This window comes from Neomegalonema sp., from assembly GCF_028688855.1.
GTDB lineage: Bacteria > Pseudomonadota > Alphaproteobacteria > Rhodobacterales > Rhodobacteraceae > Neomegalonema.
Genome location: NZ_JAQTXI010000011.1, coordinates 34814 through 54556 on the forward strand (window position 1 = coordinate 34814; position 19743 = coordinate 54556).

16 protein-coding genes are annotated in these 19743 nt (G+C 68.9%); 5 read left to right on the top strand and 11 right to left on the bottom strand.

Features of this window, described 5'->3' with window-relative positions:
* Positions 1-276 precede the first annotated feature (276 nt).
* On the bottom strand, positions 277-1119 hold the full coding sequence (locus PHN62_RS09940; protein ID WP_300149819.1) for a hypothetical protein: 843 nt from the start codon (positions 1117-1119) through the stop codon (positions 277-279).
* A 118-nt stretch (positions 1120-1237) separates the two neighbouring features.
* On the bottom strand, positions 1238-1522 hold the full coding sequence (locus tag PHN62_RS09945) for a DUF1153 domain-containing protein (protein WP_300149822.1): 285 nt from the start codon (positions 1520-1522) through the stop codon (positions 1238-1240).
* 283 nt (positions 1523-1805) lie between these two features.
* Between PHN62_RS09945 and mnmA the strand changes: the two genes are divergently transcribed.
* Positions 1806-2969 (top strand): tRNA 2-thiouridine(34) synthase MnmA, encoded by a 1164-nt coding sequence (mnmA, locus tag PHN62_RS09950; protein WP_300149824.1) that lies wholly within the window; start codon positions 1806-1808, stop codon positions 2967-2969.
* Positions 2970-2979: 10 nt separating this feature from the next.
* On the opposite strand, the gene folP is transcribed toward mnmA, so the two are convergent.
* The 3 genes from folP to ilvC all read right to left on the bottom strand — a co-directional run bounded on the left by folP (position 2980) and on the right by ilvC (position 7249).
* Positions 2980-4023, bottom strand: coding sequence for a dihydropteroate synthase (gene folP / locus PHN62_RS09955; RefSeq protein WP_300149827.1), 1044 nt, complete (start codon positions 4021-4023; stop codon positions 2980-2982).
* Positions 4024-4092: 69 nt separating this feature from the next.
* Positions 4093-6021, bottom strand: coding sequence for an ATP-dependent zinc metalloprotease FtsH (gene ftsH, locus PHN62_RS09960; protein WP_300149830.1), 1929 nt, complete (start codon positions 6019-6021; stop codon positions 4093-4095).
* Positions 6022-6226: 205 nt separating this feature from the next.
* On the bottom strand, positions 6227-7249 hold the full coding sequence (gene ilvC / locus PHN62_RS09965) for a ketol-acid reductoisomerase (protein ID WP_300149833.1): 1023 nt from the start codon (positions 7247-7249) through the stop codon (positions 6227-6229).
* Positions 7250-7610: 361 nt separating this feature from the next.
* On the opposite strand from ilvC, the gene PHN62_RS09970 reads away from it, so the two are divergent.
* Together PHN62_RS09970 and PHN62_RS09975 are read left to right on the top strand one after the other, a co-directional pair.
* Positions 7611-8633 (top strand): hypothetical protein, encoded by a 1023-nt coding sequence (locus PHN62_RS09970; protein WP_300149835.1) that lies wholly within the window; start codon positions 7611-7613, stop codon positions 8631-8633.
* A 288-nt stretch (positions 8634-8921) separates the two neighbouring features.
* Positions 8922-9614 (top strand): tellurite resistance TerB family protein, encoded by a 693-nt coding sequence (locus PHN62_RS09975; protein ID WP_300149838.1) that lies wholly within the window; start codon positions 8922-8924, stop codon positions 9612-9614.
* Positions 9615-9681: 67 nt separating this feature from the next.
* Here the strand turns inward: PHN62_RS09975 and PHN62_RS09980 are convergent, their stop codons facing one another.
* Entirely contained in the window at positions 9682-10482 is an 801-nt protein-coding gene (locus PHN62_RS09980; RefSeq protein WP_300149841.1) for a helix-turn-helix transcriptional regulator, read from the bottom strand.
* 609 nt (positions 10483-11091) lie between these two features.
* Between PHN62_RS09980 and rnr the strand changes: the two genes are divergently transcribed.
* Positions 11092-13410 (top strand): ribonuclease R, encoded by a 2319-nt coding sequence (gene rnr, locus PHN62_RS09985; protein ID WP_300149843.1) that lies wholly within the window; start codon positions 11092-11094, stop codon positions 13408-13410.
* On the opposite strand, the gene PHN62_RS09990 is transcribed toward rnr, so the two are convergent.
* The 5 genes from PHN62_RS09990 to PHN62_RS10010 form a co-directional block, all read right to left on the bottom strand.
* Positions 13407-14507, bottom strand: a complete 1101-nt coding sequence (locus PHN62_RS09990) for a type I restriction enzyme HsdR N-terminal domain-containing protein (RefSeq protein WP_300149846.1) — start codon at positions 14505-14507, stop codon at positions 13407-13409. The genes rnr and PHN62_RS09990 overlap by 4 nt on opposite strands.
* A gap of 123 nt (positions 14508-14630) precedes the next feature.
* Entirely contained in the window at positions 14631-15599 is a 969-nt protein-coding gene (locus tag PHN62_RS09995; RefSeq protein WP_300149849.1) for a ribose-phosphate pyrophosphokinase, read from the bottom strand.
* A gap of 155 nt (positions 15600-15754) precedes the next feature.
* Positions 15755-16630 (bottom strand): pantoate--beta-alanine ligase, encoded by an 876-nt coding sequence (gene panC / locus PHN62_RS10000; RefSeq protein ID WP_300149852.1) that lies wholly within the window; start codon positions 16628-16630, stop codon positions 15755-15757.
* Between the two features lie 96 nt (positions 16631-16726).
* Entirely contained in the window at positions 16727-17119 is a 393-nt protein-coding gene (locus PHN62_RS10005; RefSeq protein WP_300149855.1) for a DUF5658 family protein, read from the bottom strand.
* Between the two features lie 230 nt (positions 17120-17349).
* Positions 17350-18123 carry an alpha/beta fold hydrolase gene (locus PHN62_RS10010; protein ID WP_300149858.1) on the bottom strand — a complete coding sequence of 258 codons (774 nt, stop codon included), beginning with the start codon at positions 18121-18123 and terminating at the stop codon, positions 17350-17352.
* A gap of 230 nt (positions 18124-18353) precedes the next feature.
* On the opposite strand from PHN62_RS10010, the gene PHN62_RS10015 reads away from it, so the two are divergent.
* Positions 18354-19688 (top strand): hypothetical protein, encoded by a 1335-nt coding sequence (locus tag PHN62_RS10015; RefSeq protein ID WP_300149861.1) that lies wholly within the window; start codon positions 18354-18356, stop codon positions 19686-19688.
* Positions 19689-19743 lie beyond the last annotated feature (55 nt).

The following is a 19743-nucleotide window of genomic DNA, read 5'->3' on the forward strand; positions in this document are numbered from 1 at the left end:
CCTCGGCGTCGAGTCCCGTTAAGCTTTATCTTCGGACAAGCTAACGCGAAAAGGTAAAGAAACCCTGATTGCGCGTCGCCGCCCCAGCAGTAACGAAGGTAAACGGAAAGCCCGATCTTTGCCTATCCCCTAGAAGGTCAGGGCCAGGAAATCACGACGAATGCGGTATTTTACGTAATGAGGAATATATCATTAAGACTAACATATCTGGCGTGATCCGAAATAATACGACTGAATCCCGGGCGCCGGTCCGGAGATTCCGACGCCCCCCGGGCCTCAGAGACGCCCCGACAGCATCCGTCGCGCCAGGGCCAGGGCGCTCGCGTTCTCGCAGGATTCGGCCGATTCCGGGTCCGCGAAGCCCGCAAGGGCGAAGCCGCCCGCCGTCGCGCTGACCGGGCCGCCCAGAGAAGCGCCCTCCGGCACGCAGACGATCAGACGACGCGCGCCCGTCCGCGCGAAGGCCGGAGCCCCCGAAAGGCCGGGACCGGTCTCGCCGTCCGCCACCCCGACGGCCTCCACGCCGCGCGCCTCGGCGAACTTGCGGATCGCGTCGGCGTCGGCGCCGGGCCGCGCCCCCAGAGGAGGCGGCAGGATCCAGGCGCAGCCGCCTTTCGCCCGCCCGCCGAGCGCCTCGCCCGCCGCCGCCAGATCCCGCGCCGTCGTGAAGAAGGCTCCCGAGGCCTTCGCCGCCGCCGCCAGCTTCTCTTCCTCGGGCGAATCGCCCACCGAGATCACGCAGCCCGGCGCCCCCAGACGCGCCGCCCGCTCGGCCATCCAGCCCACCAGAGGCGCAAGCGGAGTCTGCGCCAGGCGCGGCAGGATCAGGGGACGCTGAGGACGCGGATGCATCGGCTCGAAGCGCAGCGCGCAGGCGAGCCCGTCGGCGAGGGCCATCTCGAAAGGCGTCGTCGGCGCGCGCTCCAGAGCCGCTTCCAGGATGCGCTGGCTGAATTCGGGCGAAAAGCCGTGAGACTCGAGAATCGGCGCGAGCCGGCGTCGATGCGCCTCGCGCACCACGCCGCGGGCGAAGCCCCGGGGCGGCAGGAAACGCGGAGCGGTGGGCGGAGCGGCGGGCGCGGCGGAGCCGGAGCCGAAGGAGAAGGGAAAAGCGGCCAAGGCGGGCATCCTCGAAGGGGCGACGCCCGAGCTTTAGGCTCCGCCGGTGTATTTTTCCTGAAGTCTTCCGGGCGCGGAAGCAGGATCGGGCCGGATTCCGGACGCGCTCAGGGAGGGGTCAGTGGGGGGTCTCGCGATATTTCTGCAGACGGGTCGTGCGCAGCCCCTGGAGCCCGTGCTTTTCGATGGCGCGGCTCCAGGCTTCGTATTCCTCGACCGAAAGATTGTAGCGCGCGCAGGCGTCGTCGATGCTCAGCAGGCCTCCGCGCACGGCGGCCACCACCTCGGCCTTGCGGCGAATCACCCAGCGCTTCGTATCCGGCGGCGGCAGATCGGCCAGGGTCAGGCGTTGGCCGTCGGGGCCGATGATGTGCGGCCCACTCTGTTTCTGCTGCTGGCTCATAAGCGGCGATCCCCATGACGTTCCTTGACCACAAGGATAGGTCGGGAAAGCTAAAATTCTGAAAATCAATTCAAAACAAGAGCTTAATCTACATCGCACAAATTATGCGCCTGCGGAACGATTGCAGCTCCGGGGTTCCGCCCGCCACAGGAGATTCAGGGCCCCCGCAGCCGGAGGCCCATCCGGGCGCGGGACCGGACGCGGCGCTTTTGCCATTCCGTGACTTGGGGAAAAGCTTTAAAACCCGCGCATGAACGCTTTCCATCCTTCCGCCGAGAGTCCCATGGCCCCTTCCGCCTCCGCCGCGCCGGAGGTCGATCTCGGATTCGCGCCGCGCGCGCCGGGCGAAGTGCGCGTGGCGGCGGCCATGTCGGGCGGAGTCGATTCTTCGGTCGTGGCGGCGATGCTCGCGCGGGCGGGCTACGACGTGGTCGGGCTGACCATGCGGCTTTACGATCATGGCGCGGCGCTCGCGAAGAAGGGCGCCTGCTGCGCCGGACGCGACATCTACGACGCCCGCCGCGTCGCCGAGCAGAGCGGATTCCCCCATTACGTCCTCGATTACGAGAACCTGTTCCGTCAGGCGGTGATCGAGGAGTTCGCCGACGCCTATCTGGCGGGCGCGACGCCCATTCCCTGCGTGCGCTGCAATCAGCGGGTCAAGTTCGTCGACCTCATGGGGCTGGCGAAGGAGCTGGGGGCGGAATGCCTCGCGACGGGGCATTACGTCCGGCGGATCATGGGGGCTCATGGCCCCGAGCTGCATCGGGCCGCCGATCCGGCCCGCGATCAGAGCTATTTCCTCTTCACGACCACCCGCGAGCAGCTTGCATATCTGCGCTTTCCCCTCGGCGACCGCGAGAGCAAGGCCGAAACCCGCGCCATGGCGCTGGATCTCGGGCTTTGCGTGGCCGAGAAGCCCGATAGTCAGGACATCTGCTTCGTGCCTCAGGGGCGCTATGCGGCGGTGGTCGAGAAGCTGCGTCCGGGCGCGGCGCAGCCGGGGCCGATCCGCCACCTCGACGGGCGGATCCTCGGCGAGCATCAGGGCGTGATCCATTTCACCATCGGCCAGCGCAAGGGGCTCGGGATCGGGGGCAGGGCGGGCGAGGAGACGGAGCCGCTCTTCGTGGTCCGGCTGGACGCCCAGACCCGCGAAGTGGTCGTGGGGCCGCGCGAGGCTCTGGCGACGCGCCGCGCGCCCTTGCGCGAGATCAACTGGCTGGGCGACGGCGAACTCGCCGATCTGCCGCCTGAGGGCCTGGAGATCCTCGCCCGGGTGCGCTCGACGCGAATCCCCAAGCCTGCGATTCTGCGGGCCACGGCGACGGGCGCTGAAGTCGAGCTTCTGGAGGCCGAGGAGGGCGTCGCGCCCGGACAGGCCTGCGTCTTCTACGCGACCGAAGGAACCCGCGTGCTCGGCGGCGGCTGGATCGCGCGGGGCTGAGGCGGGGTCGTCAGCCCTCCAGCGCCGCCTGGACCTTCAGCGCCTGCCGGGTCTGGGCCACGTCATGGACCCGGAGAATCTGCGCGCCCTGAGACGCGCCGTGCAGCGCCGCCGCCAGAGACCCGGGGACGCGCGCCTTGGGGGCCGTCTCGCCGCCCAGAGCCCCGATGAAGCTTTTCCGCGAGACTCCGAGCAGAACCGGACAGCCCAGACCATGCAGCAGGCTCAGGCCGCGCAGCAGGACGAGGTTGTGCTCCAGAGTCTTGCCGAAGCCGATCCCCGGATCCACGATCAGCGACTCGCGCCGGATTCCCGCCGCCTCGCAGGCCGCGACGCGCTCGGCGAGATGGTCGTAGACGTCCAGCAAGGGGTCGTCGTAACGCGGATCGCTCTGCATCCTCTGGGGCTCGCCCCGGGCGTGCATCAGGCAGACCGCTCCGCCCGCCGCCGCATAGGCCGCCGCCGTCGTCAGGCTCTCCGGATCATGGGTCAGGGCCGAGACGTCGTTGAAGATCCGCGCCCCCGCCTCCAGAGCCAGAGCGGCCACGGCGGCGTTGCGGGTGTCCACCGAGAGCAGCGCCGGAGGCGGAGAATCCGGCCCGGGCAGAACCGGCGCGAGGCGATCCCATTCGGCCTCCGGCGAGACCGGCGCCGCCCCCGGACGCGTCGATTCCGCCCCGAGGTCGAGAATCTCCGCCCCCTCGACGATCATCCGCGCCATGCGGGCCTGAGCCGCCGCAGGCGCCTCATGCTCGCCGCCGTCCGAGAAGCTGTCCGGCGTGAGGTTCAGCACGCCCATCAGCCGGGGGCGGTCCAGCTTCAGTCCCGACAAGGCCGCGCGCGGCGCGGTCAGACGCGCGAAGACCGGCGCGAACTCCGGATGACGCCGCCGCGCCAGAGAAGCGGGCAGCGCCTCCACCCGCCGACGCGCGCCCGAAGGACCGCGCTCCAGAACCTCCACCCAGGCGAAGCGTCGCCAGCCTCCTGCGAGGGGGAAGCTCTCCGGGCCGGGCGATTCCGCGCCGCAGGGCAAGGGACGAAAATAGAGCGTCACGCCGGAAACCTCCGCCAACCTTCGCAGGGCGCAGACAAATCCCCCCGCCGAAGCGGGGGGAGGGGAGTCTCAGGCCTGAGGCGCCAGACCGCCGTCGGCAGGCGGGCGCGTCTTGGGCACGGCCAGCAGGGAGGGTTCGGGTTCGCGGCGGGCCGCCTCCTCCGCCGAGACCGCGGCCGCCGAACCCGGCGGCGGACGGTCCATCTTCTCGCCGCGCATGAGGGACTTGATCTCCTCGCCGGTGAGGGTCTCGTATTCCAGCAGCGCCTGAGCCACGGCGTGCAGGGCGTCGATCTTGTCCCGGAGGATCTCCTGAGCCTTCTGCTCGCCGATCTCGACGAAGCGGCGCACCTCGTTGTCGATCATCATGGCCGTCTCGCCGGAGATGGAGCGCCGCGAGGCGCCGCCGCCGAGGTAGTTCTGACGGTCGTCGTCATAGGCGATGGTGCCGAGGTCCTGGCTCATGCCGAAGCGGGTGGCCATGGCCTCCGCGATGCGGGTGACCTGCTGGATGTCCGAGGCCGCGCCGGTGGTCACCTTGTCGTCGCCGAAGATGATCTGCTCGGCGACGCGCCCGCCCATCGCCATGGCGATCTTGGATTCAAGCTGCTCGCGGGTCTGCGAGAGCTGGTCGCGCTCCGGCAGCGACATCACGAGGCCCAGGGCGCGGCCGCGCGGAATGATCGTCGCCTTGTGGATCGGGTCGTGCGAGGGCACGCTCAGGGCCACCACGGCGTGTCCGGCTTCGTGATAGGCGGTGAGGCGCTTCTCCTCCTCGGTCATGAACATCGAGCGCCGTTCGGGGCCCATGAGCACCTTGTCCTTGGCCGATTCGAAATCCGTCATGGTCACGAGGCGCTTGCCGGTGCGGGCCGCCATGAGCGCCGCCTCGTTCACCAGATTGGCGAGGTCGGCGCCCGAGAAGCCCGGCGTGCCGCGCGCGATGACCTTCAGATCCACGCCCGGCGCCAGAGGCACCTTGCGCGCATGCACCGAAAGGATGCGCTCGCGGCCGTTGATGTCGGGGTTCGAGACCACGATCTGACGGTCGAAGCGGCCCGGACGCAACAGCGCGGGGTCGAGGACGTCGGGGCGGTTGGTCGCCGCCACGAGGATCACGCCTTCATTGGCCTCGAAGCCGTCCATCTCGACGAGCAGCTGGTTGAGGGTCTGTTCGCGCTCGTCGTTGCCGCCGCCGTAGCCCGCGCCGCGATGACGGCCCACCGCGTCGATCTCGTCGATGAAGACGATGCAGGGGGCGTTCTTCTTGGCCTGCTCGAACATGTCGCGCACGCGGCTCGCGCCGACGCCCACGAACATCTCGACGAAGTCGGAGCCCGAGATGGTGAAGAAGGGAACCCCCGCTTCGCCCGCGATGGCGCGCGCCAGCAGGGTCTTGCCCGTGCCCGGAGGGCCGACCAGAAGGGCGCCTTTGGGGATCTTGCCGCCGAGGCGGGAGTATTTCTGCGGATCCTTCAGGAACTCCACGATCTCCTGAAGCTCGTCCTTGGCCTCGTCCACGCCCGCGACGTCGTCGAAGGTGACGCGGCCCTGCTTTTCGGTCAGCAGCTTGGCGCGCGACTTGCCGAAGCTCATGGCGCCGCGTCCGCCGCCCTGCATCTGGCGCATGAAGAAGACCCAGACGCCGATGAGCAGCAGCAAGGGCAGCCAGCCGACCAGAGTGAGCAGCAGGGGGCTGCTCTTCTGGGGCTCGACGCGGATCACCGCGCCGGATTTCTCCAGCCGTTCGATGAGCTGCGGATCGTCGGGCGGCGCATAGGTGAGATAGGCGGCGTCGTTGGTCAGACGTCCGCTGATCTTCTCCCCGTCGATGCGCGCCTCCTTGACGGCTCCGCGATTGGCCGCCGCGATGAATTCGGAATAGGGCATCGGCGCCCCCGACTCGCGGCCCGAGCCCTGATCGGTGAACAGGTTGACGAGGGCGACGACCAGAAGGATGATCACCAGCCAGACGCCGAAATTGCGGAAATTGTTCAAAACCTGAGATCCCTCGAGTCGCGGCGGCGGGACGGCCCGCGAAGGTCGCCCGACGAATCCGCTCATGGAAGCGCGTCCTGCAAAGATAGCGCGCCGGAGCCGGGGATCAACGCCTTCTCGCGCTCCCACGCCGGAGGAGGAGCGAAAAACGAAACGCCGCCCCCGGAGGGACGGCGCGAAAGCCGGAGGCCGGGGCGCGGAGGCCTCAGTTCTTCGACTTGTCCACGAGCTTGTTGGCGCCGATCCACGGCATCATCTCGCGCAGCTTGCGGCCGACGGCCTCGATCTCGTGAGCGTCGTTGTTGCGGCGGGTCGCCTTGAAGCTCGCGAGGCCCGAACGATACTCCACCATCCAGTCGCGGGTGAAGCGGCCCTGCTGGATGTCCTCCAGAACGGCCTTCATGCGCTCCTTGGTCTCCTTCTTGGGGAGGATCCGCGGGCCCGAGACGTATTCGCCGTATTCGGCGGTGTTCGAGATCGAGTAGTTCATGTTGGCGATGCCGCCCTCATAGATGAGGTCGACGATCAGCTTCACTTCGTGAAGGCACTCGAAATAGGCCATCTCCGGCGGATAGCCCGCCTCGGTGAGGGTCTCGAAGCCCGAACGGATCAGCTCGACCACGCCGCCGCAGAGAACCGCCTGCTCGCCGAAGAGATCGGTCTCGCATTCGTCCTTGAAGGTGGTCTCGATGATTCCCGAGCGTCCGCCGCCGATGGCCGAGCAATAGGACAGCGCCAGATCCAGCGCCTTGCCGGAGGCGTCCTGATGCACCGCCACGAGGCAGGGCACGCCGCCGCCCTTGACGAATTCGCCGCGCACGGTGTGTCCGGGGCCCTTGGGCGCCATCATGATCACGTCGACTTCGGCGCGCGGCTCGATCAGGCCGAAATGCACGTTCAGGCCGTGGGCGAAGGCGATGGCCGCGCCGTCGCGCAGATTCGCGTGGATGTGGTCGCGGTAGATGTCGGCCTGAAGCTCGTCGGGCGTGAGGATCATCATCAGATCCGCCCATTTCGCGGCCTCGGCCACGCTCTTGACCTGCAGCCCGGCGGCCTCGGCCTTGGCGGCGGTCGGAGAGCCCGGACGCAGCGCGATCACCACGTTCTTCGCGCCCGAATCGCGCAGGTTCAGCGCATGGGCGTGGCCCTGGCTGCCGTAGCCGACGATCGCGACCTTCTTGTCCTTGATGAGATTCACGTCGCAATCGCGATCATAGTAAACGCGCATGGAAGGGCCTTTCCCTGGACATCCTCCGCCGCTCGCCGCGCGGAGCCCCCGAATTTTCCGCGAATCCTCCCTCGAAGACGGGGATTCCGCGAAGCGCCTGCTGAAGCGGGCCTGGCGCCTCCTAACCGAGGCGCGCGCGCCTGTCCAGAGCGCCGAGCGGAGGAGGGGGAGCGTCAACTCCGCGCGAGCGCCCCGGAACGGCCCGCCGCAGTTGAGGTTCTTTCGGGGAATGCGCCGCAAGCTGCGGTTTTCGCAAGGGCTTTCTGAGGATATGCTTTGCGCCGTCTCACGAATCGGAGGTCCGGCGGCGGCCTTCCCGCCGCGGCTCCCCGATTCCCGGATCAACAAGGAGCATCGAGCGATGCGTGGATTGACGGCTCTTGCAGCGATCTTCACTCTGGCCGCCGCGGCGGCTTCTCCGGCCTCCGCCCAGAGGGCGGCGGACCTGCCTCAGCCTTCGGCGGTCGAGGCGCTCGGCGCTTCGGCGGCCGAGGAGGTCAAGGCGCAGTTCCGGGGCCCCACCCGTCAGGCCGCCCAGGCCCTGAGCGGCCCTGCGGCCTCCCCCGCGACCGCGGCGGAGGCGCCTCCCGCCGCCGCGCAAGCCCAGAGCCTGCCCGTCGCGCCCGCCGCCGATCCGGCTCCCGCCGGGCTCCAGACCGCCGCTCCGGCGACCGCTCCGGCCGCCGCGCCCAAGCCTGTCCGCGCCGCCGCTCCGGCTCCGGCTCCCGCGTCCGCGCCCGCCGCCGCGACGGCCCAGCCGCGCACCTCGGTGGCCGCCGCCCGCACGCGCGAAGTCTGGCTCAGCGAGCCGCCCGCCGGCGCCGCTCCGGGAGTCTCCGCGCCGGGCGCGATCCAGCCCGCCGCCGCCGTGAGCATCGCCCAGCCGATGAGCGTCCAGGCGCCCGCCGGACCCGGCCCGGCCTATGGCGTGACCTATGACGCGGCGCCCTCCGCCGTGACCTACGCCGCCGCTCCGGCCCAGGCTCAGGGCGAGCCGCGCATCCCTGGGACGCCGCCCCAGAACCTCGGATGGCTGCCGACTCCCGGCCCTCAGCCCGGCGCGGTGCTGATCCAGCCGCCCCAGGCCTACGCCCCCCAGCCCCAGGCCTACGTCCCGCAGCAGCCCGCCTCCGCGCCTCCGTCGGCTCAGGGGCCTGTGGGGGCGGCCTGGGCTCCGGCGGCCCAGCAGCCTCCGGCGCCCGCGCCCTGGGGCGCCGCGCCCTGGCCCGTCGAGCCCGCTCCGACGGGAGGCGCCGCCATCGCCGGAGCCGACACCATGTTCCTGCCGAGCCATCAGGCCATCTGCGTGGCGCGGCAGATCGAGGCGCAGCTCCAGCAGGGCGGCCCTCAGATCGCTCTGGCCTTCGACCAGTGCCGCTTCTGAACGGGCTTCGGCGGAGCCGCTCCGGCTGCGCCGCCTGAAGACGCCGCCAGGCGGAGACCGGGCGCTTTCCCGAGGGGAGGGGCCTCTCGGGCGAGCCCCGCCCGAAGGCCTCTCCCGGGGATTGCGCCCCCCGGGAGAACCGGTCCGGAGGCGCTCCGGAATCGACGCGAAACCCGGCGGGAGGGGTGAAAAGCCCGTCCCGAGTCTGGACGCAGGCCGCCGTCCCTCCCATATCCTGCCTCGCGCCGCGTTCGCGGCGGCGCGACAGGATCAAGGGAGACGGGCGGCATGAGCAACAAGAGCATTCTCGACGAGCTTCTGAGCGCCGGACGCGGCCTCGCCTCCAGGGGCGAGGACTACGCCGCCGGCAAGCTCGGCGTGGGCGAGGGCCAGAACGAACGCGGCGCCCTGCTCAAGGGCGCGGCGGGCGGCGCCCTCGCGGCGGGCGCCCTGACGCTGCTGCTCGGCTCGGGCGCGGGACGGGGCGTGCTGAAGCTCGGCGGTCTGGCGGCTCTGGGCGGTCTGGCCTACAACGCCTACAAGAGCTACGCCGACAAGAAGCAGGATTCCGGCGCGCCGCTCCAGATCGAGGCGAAGGAGGAGCATCAGATCGTCAATCTCTCCGACGACGCCGCCGAGAAGCGCAGCCGCGCCCTTCTGGCCGCGATGATCTCCGCCGCCAAGGCCGACGGCCACATCGACGACAGCGAACGCCAGATCATCGAGACCCGCATGCGCGGGCTGGAGGGTCTGGATTCGGGCTTCGTCAAGGCGGAGCTGGCCAAGCCGGTGAATCCCCAGGAGATCGCCGCCCTCGCCGACGGGCCCCAGGCCGCCAGCGAGATCTACGCGCTGTCGGCGCTGGTGGTCGAGGTGGATCATCCCGCCGAACGGCTCTACCTCAACGATCTGGCGGCGGCGCTGAAGCTCGATCCCGAGCTCGCCCGCGAGATCGAGACCGCGACCCGCAAGGTGGCCTGAGCCGTCTTCGATCCGGAAGCTTCAGGAAGGCCCGGGGCTCCCCGGGCCTTTCGCATGAGGGGCGGCCTCAGCCGCCGAAGCGGCAGAAGCGGGCCTCCACGTCGGCCAGGGCCTCGACCACGTCCGAGCGCCAGATCCGGTCCGCCTCGAAGGAGCCCAGCCGCGCCTCCAGATCCGCCGGACCGGGCTCGCGCGCCGCCTTCACGAGATAGAGCGGCGTCACCACGGGATAGAACCCCACTTCGGACATCTCGCCGAGCGCCAGCATCACGCCCTTCATGTAGCTCTCGCCGGCGTTCTCGCGCAGGAGCGTCGCGGCCGAAACCCGCACCGCGCCCTCGCCGACGATCATGAAGTAGAGCACTCCCAGGCCCGCCGGAATCGAGACCACGCCGCGAAAATCATAGTCGCGCTTGCGCGCGCCGTCGCGATTGCGCTGGCGCTCCTCGAAGGCGAGGCAGTTCTGGGCCGGATCCCAGTGGATCCGCAGGCTGTGGCAGATCACCCGGCCGCGATAGTCGAAGCTGCGGCGGAAGCCCCACCACCAGCCTTCGTAAGCCCGGTAATGCGCCCGCACATAGGCCCCGAGCCGGACGGGCGCGGCGTCGGGATGGGCCTCCTCCTCCTCGCGGAGGGAGGGCTCGGCGCGCAGGGAGGCTCCGAGCGCCGTCTCGATCCAGGCCAGGGTGCGCAGACGCACCGGCTCGCCGCGCCGCAGACGGTCCACGGTCTTGCGGTCCACGCCCGCCCGGTCGGCGAGCGCCTGCGAGGACAGATTGCGCGCGGCCAGAAGCCGCTCCAGCGTCTCGCCCGCCTCGGTCCAGTCCATCTGGCGGGGGCGCCCGGTCTTGAGGGGATGGTCGGTCACCGGTTTCCATTCTCGTCGGGGGCGCGCCCTCGGGCTAGATGCTTACCGAATAGGCGCGGATTTTCACTTCCGTCAAGGGGTTGGCCCGAGACTCGCCCCAAATTGGGGCGAAACGGATCGCGGGTTGCAAGAAGGGCGAGGCATGTCCGGAAATTCCCGGAAACGCCCGATCTTGGGCGAAGACCTCCGGCGAAGGGCCCGTTCATCGCCTTTTCAAAGGCGTTTTTTCATGGTCATAATCACCGCGGATCATGGGCTTCCCCACACCCATGGAGCGCTCGTGGTCCGATGTTCGTTTGCGACGTCACACCTCGTCCGGCGGAGCGGAAGCGCAAGCTTCGTCGGCAAGGTTTCCTCAAGCGTCCATCGAAGTCGCCCGGACGGCGCGCCGTCGTTCGGGCCGGGGATGGCCCTTCGTCTTCCGATCCGGCTTCGATGGACGCCCTTTCCGCTCCTGGCCCCGAAGGCGTCCCGACGCCTGACATCTGCGCCTGGATGTCGTGAAAGAGTCGTTGAAAAACCCCTGAATGAGAAAAAATCGCGTCCCTGCTCCGGAGGGAGCGCCGCGGCGCTTGCCTTTTCGCCGGGGAATCCTTTCATCGCTGCATCATGAAGAATAAAAAAGAAGACACCCCTCCTTCCCGCGAAGCCCTCCTGGCCTTCCTGCGCGACTCGCCCGCCGCCGCCAACAAGCGCGAGATCGCGCGGGCCTTCGGGCTCAAGGGCGCCGAACGCATCGCCATGAAGGAGCTGCTCCGCGAGCTCGAAGCCGCCGGAGAGATCTCCAGGGCCGAAGGCCGCCGCTTCGGAACCGAAGCGGCCCTGCCGCCCCTGACCGGGGCGAAGATCGTCGCGCGCGACGATCAGGGCGATCTGATCGCCGAACCTCTCGAATGGGCGGGCGAAGGCCCTGCGCCGAAGATCCGCGTGAGCTTCCGCAAGGGCGACGCCGCGCCGGGACTCGGCGGGCGGGTCCTGCTGAAGGTCCAGAAGGCCGGAGACTCCGATCTGCCCTATGAAGGCCGCGTGGTGCGGATCCTCGAATCCGCGCAACGCATCCTGGCCGTCTATCGGCGCGGCGAGGAGGGCGGACGCGGAGTCCCCGTCAGCCGCAAGGCCGACACCGAATATCGCGTCGAGGCCGGAGACGAGAACGGCGCCAGAGAGGGCGAACTCGTCGAGCTGGAGGTGAAGCCGGGGCGCGGCTCCTATGGCCTGCCCCGCGCGAAGGTGGTCGAGCGGCTCGGCGACGTGAGCGCGCCGCGCAGCATCTCGCTGATCGCCATCCACGAGCGCGAGATTCCGGTGATCTTCCCGGAAGCGGCTCTGGCGGAGGCGGCCAGGGCGGGTCCGGCGCCCATGGCCGACCGCGTCGATCTGCGGGCGGTTCCCTTCGTCACCATCGACCCCGCCGACGCCCGCGATCATGACGACGCCGTGGCGGCCATGCCGGACACGGATCCGGGCAATCCCGAGGGCTGGGTGGTCTGGGTCGGCATCGCCGACGTGGCCCATTACGTCCGCCCCGGAACGGCCATCGACCGCGAGGCCCGCAAGCGCGGCAATTCGGTCTATTTCCCGGATCGGGTGGTGCCCATGCTGCCGGATGATCTCTCCGGAGATCTCTGCTCGCTGCATGAGGGCGTCGAGCGCCCGGTGATCGCGCTGAAGATGCGGCTCTCTGCGGATGGCCGCAAGCTGGATCACCAGTTTCACCGGGGGATGATCCGCTCATGGGCCAGCCTGACCTACGAGCAGGTGCAGCAGGCCTCCGACGGACTCAAGGGCCACGGGTTGTCCGAGCCCATGATCGAGGACGTGGTGAAGCCGCTCTACGGGGCCTACGCCTCGGCGGCCCGCGCCCGCGACCGCCGCGCGCCGCTCGACCTCAACCTGCCGGAGCGCAAGGTCGAGCTGAACGAGGCCGGCCAGGTGACCGCCATCCGCATGCGCGAGCGTCTGGAGGCCCATCGGCTGATCGAGGAGTTCATGATCCTCGCGAACGTCTGCGCCGCCGAGACTCTGGAGCAGAAGCGTCAGGCTCTGGTGTTCCGGGTGCATGAGGCGCCTTCGCCGGAGAAGCTGGCTTCTTTGCGCGAAACGCTGGATCAGATCGGCGTCAATCTGGCCAAGGGCCAGAACCTCACGCCGAAGCGCCTGAATGAAGCCCTCGACAAGGTGGCGGGCACCGCCCATGCCGAGGCGGTGAACATCGCGGTGTTGCGCTCTCAGGCTCAGGCCTATTACGGGCCTGACAATTTCGGACATTTCGGTCTGAATCTGGCGAAATACGCGCATTTCACCTCGCCGATCCGGCGTTATGCGGATCTGCTGGTGCATCGCGCGCTGATCTCGGCCCATGGCTGGGAGGGCTGGCGCAAGGAAGGCCTCACGCTGGAGGAGGAGCGCGACCTCGCGGAGATCGCCGAACATATCTCCGAGACCGAGCGTCGGGCCATGGCCGCCGAGCGCGATTCCACGGATCGTTATCTCGCGGCCTATCTCGAAGACCGCATGGGCGCCGAATTCGAGGGCGTGGTCTCGGGGGTGGCGCGGTTCGGACTCTTCGTGAAGCTCGACGAGACCGGAGCGGACGGGCTCTTGCCGATCTCCTCTCTGGGGGCGGAGTATTTCACCCATGACCCCGACCGCCATGCGCTGATCGGCTCGCGCACGGGGACGACCTGGCGTCTGGGCGACCGCATGCGCGTGCGGCTCGTGGAGGCCACGCCGATCACCGGCGGCCTGCTCTTCGAGCCGGCAGGCGGCTCGGAACGCAGAGCGGGCAGGGCGGGGCTGAAGCCTCTGGGCCGCACCCCCGGCGAGAAGCCCCATGCGGCGCAAAGGGCTCTGGCGCGCAAGGCCGCCGTGGGCAAGGCCAAGGCGGCGCGTAAGGCGAAGCGGGCGGGGCCTCCGAAGAAGCGTTAGGCCCCTTCGACCGCAGGAGCCGGGGCGCTCTGGATGTATTTCAGGGCGGTGTTGCGGAGCCTCTCGGCGAAGGCGTGGATGCCGTCCACGCCTTCGATCTGCACCCGCTCCTCCTTTTCGCCGTCGAAGAGGCCGAGGTGCTTCACGGCCCTGTTGAAGTGCATTCTCGCCAGAGGACGCCTGTTGTTGTCGTCGATCAGCACGCCGCAATAGGACTTCTGATCCCGGATATGGACGCGGCCCGGATTGATCACGCTGGCGACGATGGCCTTGATCGTGATGAAGCCCGCCAGCTCCTCCGGCGTCGTGGCGATCTGCTCTTCCTGCGCGGGAGGCGTCTCCGGGGCCTCCGCCTCCGGAGCGGCGGGCTGATCCTTGCGCGAGGCGCTTTCGAGCGCGGAGGAGATCCTGTCCTGCACGGAATCGCGGATGAACTCCCGGAAGGCGCCCTTGAGCAATTCCCGATACTGATCGAGAATCTGCGCGGTGAATCTGCCGGAATGCACGCCCGAGGACAGGACCCTCACGAAATCATCGGAGGGCGTTTCGATCTGCTTCTGGATTTCGGCCCTCAGAAGCGCGGTGTATTTCAGCCGCTCGGCGTTGGCGAGAATGCCTTCCTCGTCGAAGCCCGCCCTTTCGAACTTCTTGAGCTCGTTCAGAAGGGGGCCATGCGGCTCCAGCAGATCGACGGTCAGGAAGGGGAGGGCGTCGAGTTTGTTGGGACTCTCCAGATCGCTGTGGAACTGGAAGAATCTTCCGTTCGTCAGGATGGCGAATTTCGCATCCGTCACCGAGAAATACCGGTAGAGCTGCGCGAGGTGGATGGGCGCCAGCACGGTCGTGAGCGGCTTGCATTCGATGAGGATGCGGATCTTGTCGTCGATGCGGATCGCGTAATCGACCTTCTCGCCTTTCTTCCCGACGGCGTCGGCGGTGAATTCCGGAACGACTTCCCGGGGATTGAAGACGTCGTAACCCAGAGCGCGCAGGAAGGGCAGGACGACCGCCGTCTTGACGGCTTCCTCCGTCAGCATGGTCTCCGCGTGTTCACGAATTCTTCCGGTCAGTTCTCGCAGAGCCAGGTCCATGTTCATGTTCGCCGCCTTGGGGGTGCAACTGGAATCAGTCGTCACGACGCTGATGTCCCACCCATAGGCGCGAAGACGGGGATCTGCAACAGGGCGGATGAATCCGCCCCGCCGCAAGATCCCGGATCGTCAATCGATGGGGGCGTCCTCGAAGAGGCGCGAAACCGAATCGTAATCGGCGGTGCTCTCGATGGCCGCCGCCAGCATCGGCGCGATGCTCGCCACATGCACCTTCTTCGAAGCCAGAGTCGCCGCCGTCGGCTGGATCGTGTCGGTGATCCACAGGCTCTCCAGAGCCGAGCCCTCCACGCGCTTCACCGCCTCGCCCGAGAGCACGCCATGCGTGCAATAGGCGTGCACGCTGGCCGCGCCCCGCTCCTTCAGGGCCTCCGCCGCCTTGCAGAGAGTCCCCGCCGTATCCACGATGTCGTCGAAGAGGATGCAGGCCCGGCCCGTCACGTCGCCGATCACCTGCATCGACTCGACTTCGCCCGCCTTCTCGCGGCGCTTGTCGATCACCGCCAGATCCGCGTTGATCTTCTTGGCGAAGGTGCGCGCCCGCACCACGCCGCCCACGTCCGGAGACACCACCATCAGCCGGTCCCGCGAGCTGAAGTTCTTCAGCGCATGCCGCGCGAAGACCGGAACCGCGAAGAGATTGTCCACCGGAATGTCGAAGAAGCCCTGGATCTGGAGCGCGTGCAGATCCACGGTCAGGATGCGGTCGGCCCCGGCGTGGGTGATCATGTTCGACACCAGCTTGGCGCTGATCGGCGTGCGCGGCGCGGATTTGCGATCCTGACGGGCGTAGCCGAAATAGGGGATCACCGCCGTGATCCGTCCCGCCGAAGCCCGGCGCAGGGCGTCGGTGATGATCAGCAGCTCCATCAGGTTGTCGTTGGCGGGCGAGGAGGTCGACTGGATCACGAAGACGTCGTCGCCGCGCATGTTCTCGGAGATCTCGACCCAGACCTCTCCGTCCGAGAAGCGCTTGACCTCGCTCGGCACGAGGTGGCGGTGGAGCTTCTCGGCGATCTTGGCCGCGAGCGGGCGATTGGCGTTGCCCGTGATGAGCTTCAGGTCGGGATTGGGCTTCATGGCGGAGGTCGGAGCCTTTTTGCTGCGCCGCCCGCTGGCGAAAGGCGGCGCGGGCCTCCTACCAAAGCGGAGGGGCGCTTGTAAACGCTCACGGGCCGGGGCGCGACGTTTTCAACCCCTGCTTCCGGAGAGGGCGCCCCGCCGCTCCGGCGGCTTCAGGGCGCGCCGACGGGCAGATTGTCGATCAGACGCGCCTTGCCCAGATGCGCCGCCGCGAAGATCCGCGCCGGACGCGACGGATCCCAGATCTTCACCGGAGCCAGGCTTTCGGCGTCGCGCACCTCCAGATAGTCGATCTTCGCGAAGCCGGCCTCGCGCAGGGCCTGGGCGGCCGCCTCGGAGGCGGCGTCGGCGGGCGCGCCCCGCGCCACATAGGCCGCGGCGCCCGCCAGCGCCTTGTTGAGCTTGCCCGCGATGCGGCGCTCTTCGGGCGTCAGGTAGCGGTTGCGCGAGGACATGGCCAGGCCGTCCGCCTCGCGGCGGGTCGGGGCGCCGAGAATCCGCACCGGCATGTCCAGATCGCGCACCATGCGGCGGATCATCGTCAGCTGCTGCCAGTCCTTCTCGCCGAAGACCGCGACGTCCGGCAGGGCCTGGTTGAACAGCTTGGCCACCACCGTGGCCACGCCGTCGAAATGGCCGGGGCGCCGCGCGCCGCAGAGCGACTCCGTGACCTCGCCCACCGAGACGATGGTGGCGAAATCGGCCGGATACATCTCCTGGACCGTGGGGGCGTAGAGCAGGTCGCATTCCACCCGGGCCAGAAGACGCGCGTCCTCGGCCTCCTGGCGGGGATAGGAGCCGAAATCCTCGTGAGGAGCGAACTGGGTCGGATTCACGAAGATCGAGGCCACCACCCGCTCGGCTTCGCGGCGCGCGGCCTCGATGAGCGACAGGTGGCCGTCATGGAGCGCCCCCATGGTGGGCACGAGCGCCACGCGCTCGCCTTCGGCGCGCCAGCGACGCACCCGGGCGCGCAGATCCGCCGCCGTGCGCACGATCGGCAAAGGCGCGAAGACCGAATCGACCATGAACGAAATCCTCCCCCGGCTCGGGGCGGGGCATAGCAGGTTTCGGGCGCGCGCGAAAGGCGAAGCCCGCGCCCGAAGCCCCGGAAGAGGGAAGCCTCAGGCCGAGAGGATCGCCGCGATCTGGACGTTGTTCGCCACCACCATGGCCGTGACCACCGTCATCACCGCCATGATCGACAGCACCATCCGGTTCGGAGACCACACGATCATCGCGGCCACCAGAGCATGCGCCATCGCCTTGGGCACGAACCAGAAGGGCCCGAGGCTGTCCTGAAGCCAGCGCATGGCGCCGTTGACCTCGAAGGCGCCATGGCTGAGCGCCCAGTTGGTCGAGAGCGCGTCGCAGATCCCGACCAGCATGAACATCCCCGCCACCAGACGCCCCGTGCGGGCCAGGTCGACGTCGGAGCGGGCCTTCTCGGCGAGGCGATGATAGCGCGCGTATCTGTTCTGCATGGCTCTGGCGACGATCCTCAAAGGTTGCTCCATGACGATCTCTCCCTGCGCCCTAAGGTTCTGTGAACGACGGGAGAGGAAGCAAGGGACGGGCCGTCCGATCCTGCGCCGGAACGGGACCGGCGGCGCGCGCCTGGTAACCATCCATGTCCCTGAAGGAGCTCGGGAGGGGCGCCGAAGCGCCGCGGAGCTCCGGCGGAAGTCCCGCGCAGGCGCCGCCGCGCGCCGCCTCGGGCGGCGGGGCGCGTGCCATTCCGGAGCGATCACGAAAGCGCGTCGATCTCCTTCAGGGTTTCCTCCAGCAGCGCGAGTTCGGCCGGTTCGCTCAGGCGATGCCCGGCGCCCCGGATCAGGATCAACCGCGCGTCGGGGCTCTCCAGATGCTCCAGCAGGGCGAGCGCCGTCGAGACGGGCACTTCCGAATCGGCCGTCCCCTGGAGCAGGCGGACCGGGCCGGAGATCGCCAGAGGAGAGCGCAACACCAGATTCTCCCGACCGTCCTCGATCAGGCGGCGGGTGTAGACGGTCGGACGCTCCGGATCATGGGGATTGCGCACCACGACGCGCCCTTGCGCCGCCATTTCGGCGTGCTGGGCGGCGGTCATGCGGCGGGCGACGAGATCCTCTGTGAAGTCGGGGGCCGCCGCCACGCCGAGGAAGCCCGCCACGCGCTCCGGACGGGCGCGCGCCAGCAGAAGCCCGATCCAGCCGCCCATCGAACTGCCGACGAGAATCTGCGGGCCTTCGGTCAGGGCGTCGAAGAGGTCGAGGGCGTCGCGGGCCCAGTCGCCGAGGCATCCTTCCTCGAAGAGCCCCGAGGAGGCGCCATGTCCGGTGTAGTCGAGGCGCAGGAAGGCGCGGCCCTCGCGGAGGGCCCAGGCGTCCAGAGCCAGGGCCTTGGAGCCGGTCATGTCCGACTGGAAGCCCCCGAGGAAGACCACGCCCGGCCTTCCGGCCTGCGCCGCGGAGGCCGCGCGGCGGACATGGGCGAGACGGCGTCCGTCGGGGGCGGCGAAGAAGGCGGGGGCTTCGGTCATGTCCGGGACTCCTGAAGGGATGGGGCGGCCGGGAGGCGCTTCGAAGGCCGCGTCCTCCGGCTGCGGAGCCTGCGTCCTTCCTGCGACTTCGTGATCGCTTGTGAAGAGGGCGGCGGGCGTGAGCCTTGCGGCTGCAAGGGTTTTTCGGCATCTTCGCGCCAAAATCAATGGACTCCCGCGCCCTGCGCGCCGGTCCTTCTCCGCAGATCCCAGCCGAGGCCGCTCCCCCCATGCGCCAGCCCCGTCAGCCCCGCCGTTTCGCCCGATTCTTCGCCAGCCTGCTCGCGCTCGGCGCGGCGGCCCTCGCAGCGCCCCAGAAGACGGAGGCGGCCGTCTGGACCGCGACCAACCAGTGGGACGAGAACTGGGAGCGCCTCTATGTGGACTGGGTCCGCGACGCCTTCCACAAGGATTACTTCCACAACTCCGCCGACCGCCTGACCTTCGGCCTGGAGCTGGATTGCGCCGACGCCATCTACACCATGCGCATCCTCTTCGCCCACAGGAACGGCCTGCCCTTCGTCATCAACGCGCCGGGCGGCAAGGGCGTGCTCAGCAACGAGACGACCCGCTGGGACAACTATCGCCCGACCCTCCGCGAGGAGCAGGACGACGGCAGATGGACCACCTATCAGGGCCCCGTCTATGACGACCAGCAGAAGCTGCGCGCCTTCATCGAGCATGTGAACGAAGCGACCGTCACCTGGTCTCTGGTCAACGACACCTATCCGGTGGCGCTCTCGGAGGTGCGTCCGGGCGACATCTACCTGATCCCCGGGACTCACGCCTACATCGTCAAGGACATCGCCCCGACCGGCGCCATGACCACCCTTTCGGCCTCCAGCCCCAAGGCCTGGCGCCCCATGGCCGTCGTCGACAACTTCCCCTCCGAAGTGCCCAAGGACGCCAGCAACCGCGACGGCTATCGCCGCTTCAAGCCCGAAGCCCATCTGCGCACGGCTCCGGCGCGGGTGCCCGGCGCCAGCCTGGAGCAATGGAGCGTGGCGAAATCGGTGGGCGGCGACTGGTCGGCCTTCGCCATGGCCACCCAGGAGGCCCTCGCGAAGATCCAGGAGACCTTCCCCCAGAAGGCCGAACGCCTCTTCGGCACGCTCTGCAATTACGCGATCCAGCGCGTGGACGTGGTCAACATCGCCCTCGACGCCCTGCGCCGCAAGGAGGAGAACCACGGCTCCAGCTGCTTCGGCGCGGGCGAATACGGCGAATACTCCACCCCCACCCGCGACGCCAAGCTGGCCGGACATTTCCGCGTCCTCCAGACCCTGACGCAGGATCCCCAGTGGGGCGCCCAGGACTTCCCCGCCAAAAGGGCGATCCAGTCGGTCTTCGCGCGGGGCGGCGGCGCCCTGAACGACGAGGAGATGATCGCCGCCTGCGCCGTGCCCTTCGACTACATGGGCGGACGCCGGATGGATCTGCGTCAGCTGCGCGAGGCCGTCGAGGCCAGGCGCGTGGCCTCGGATCCGCATGCGCCGCTCGACTACCGCTGGGGCGTGGCCGGACAGGCCTGGCGTCCGACCTGCCCTTCGGCGCGCGGAAGCTGAGCCGCAAGCCGCAGGACGGGCGAGAAACTCGCGCCCTCGCGGAGGATTTCGGTTA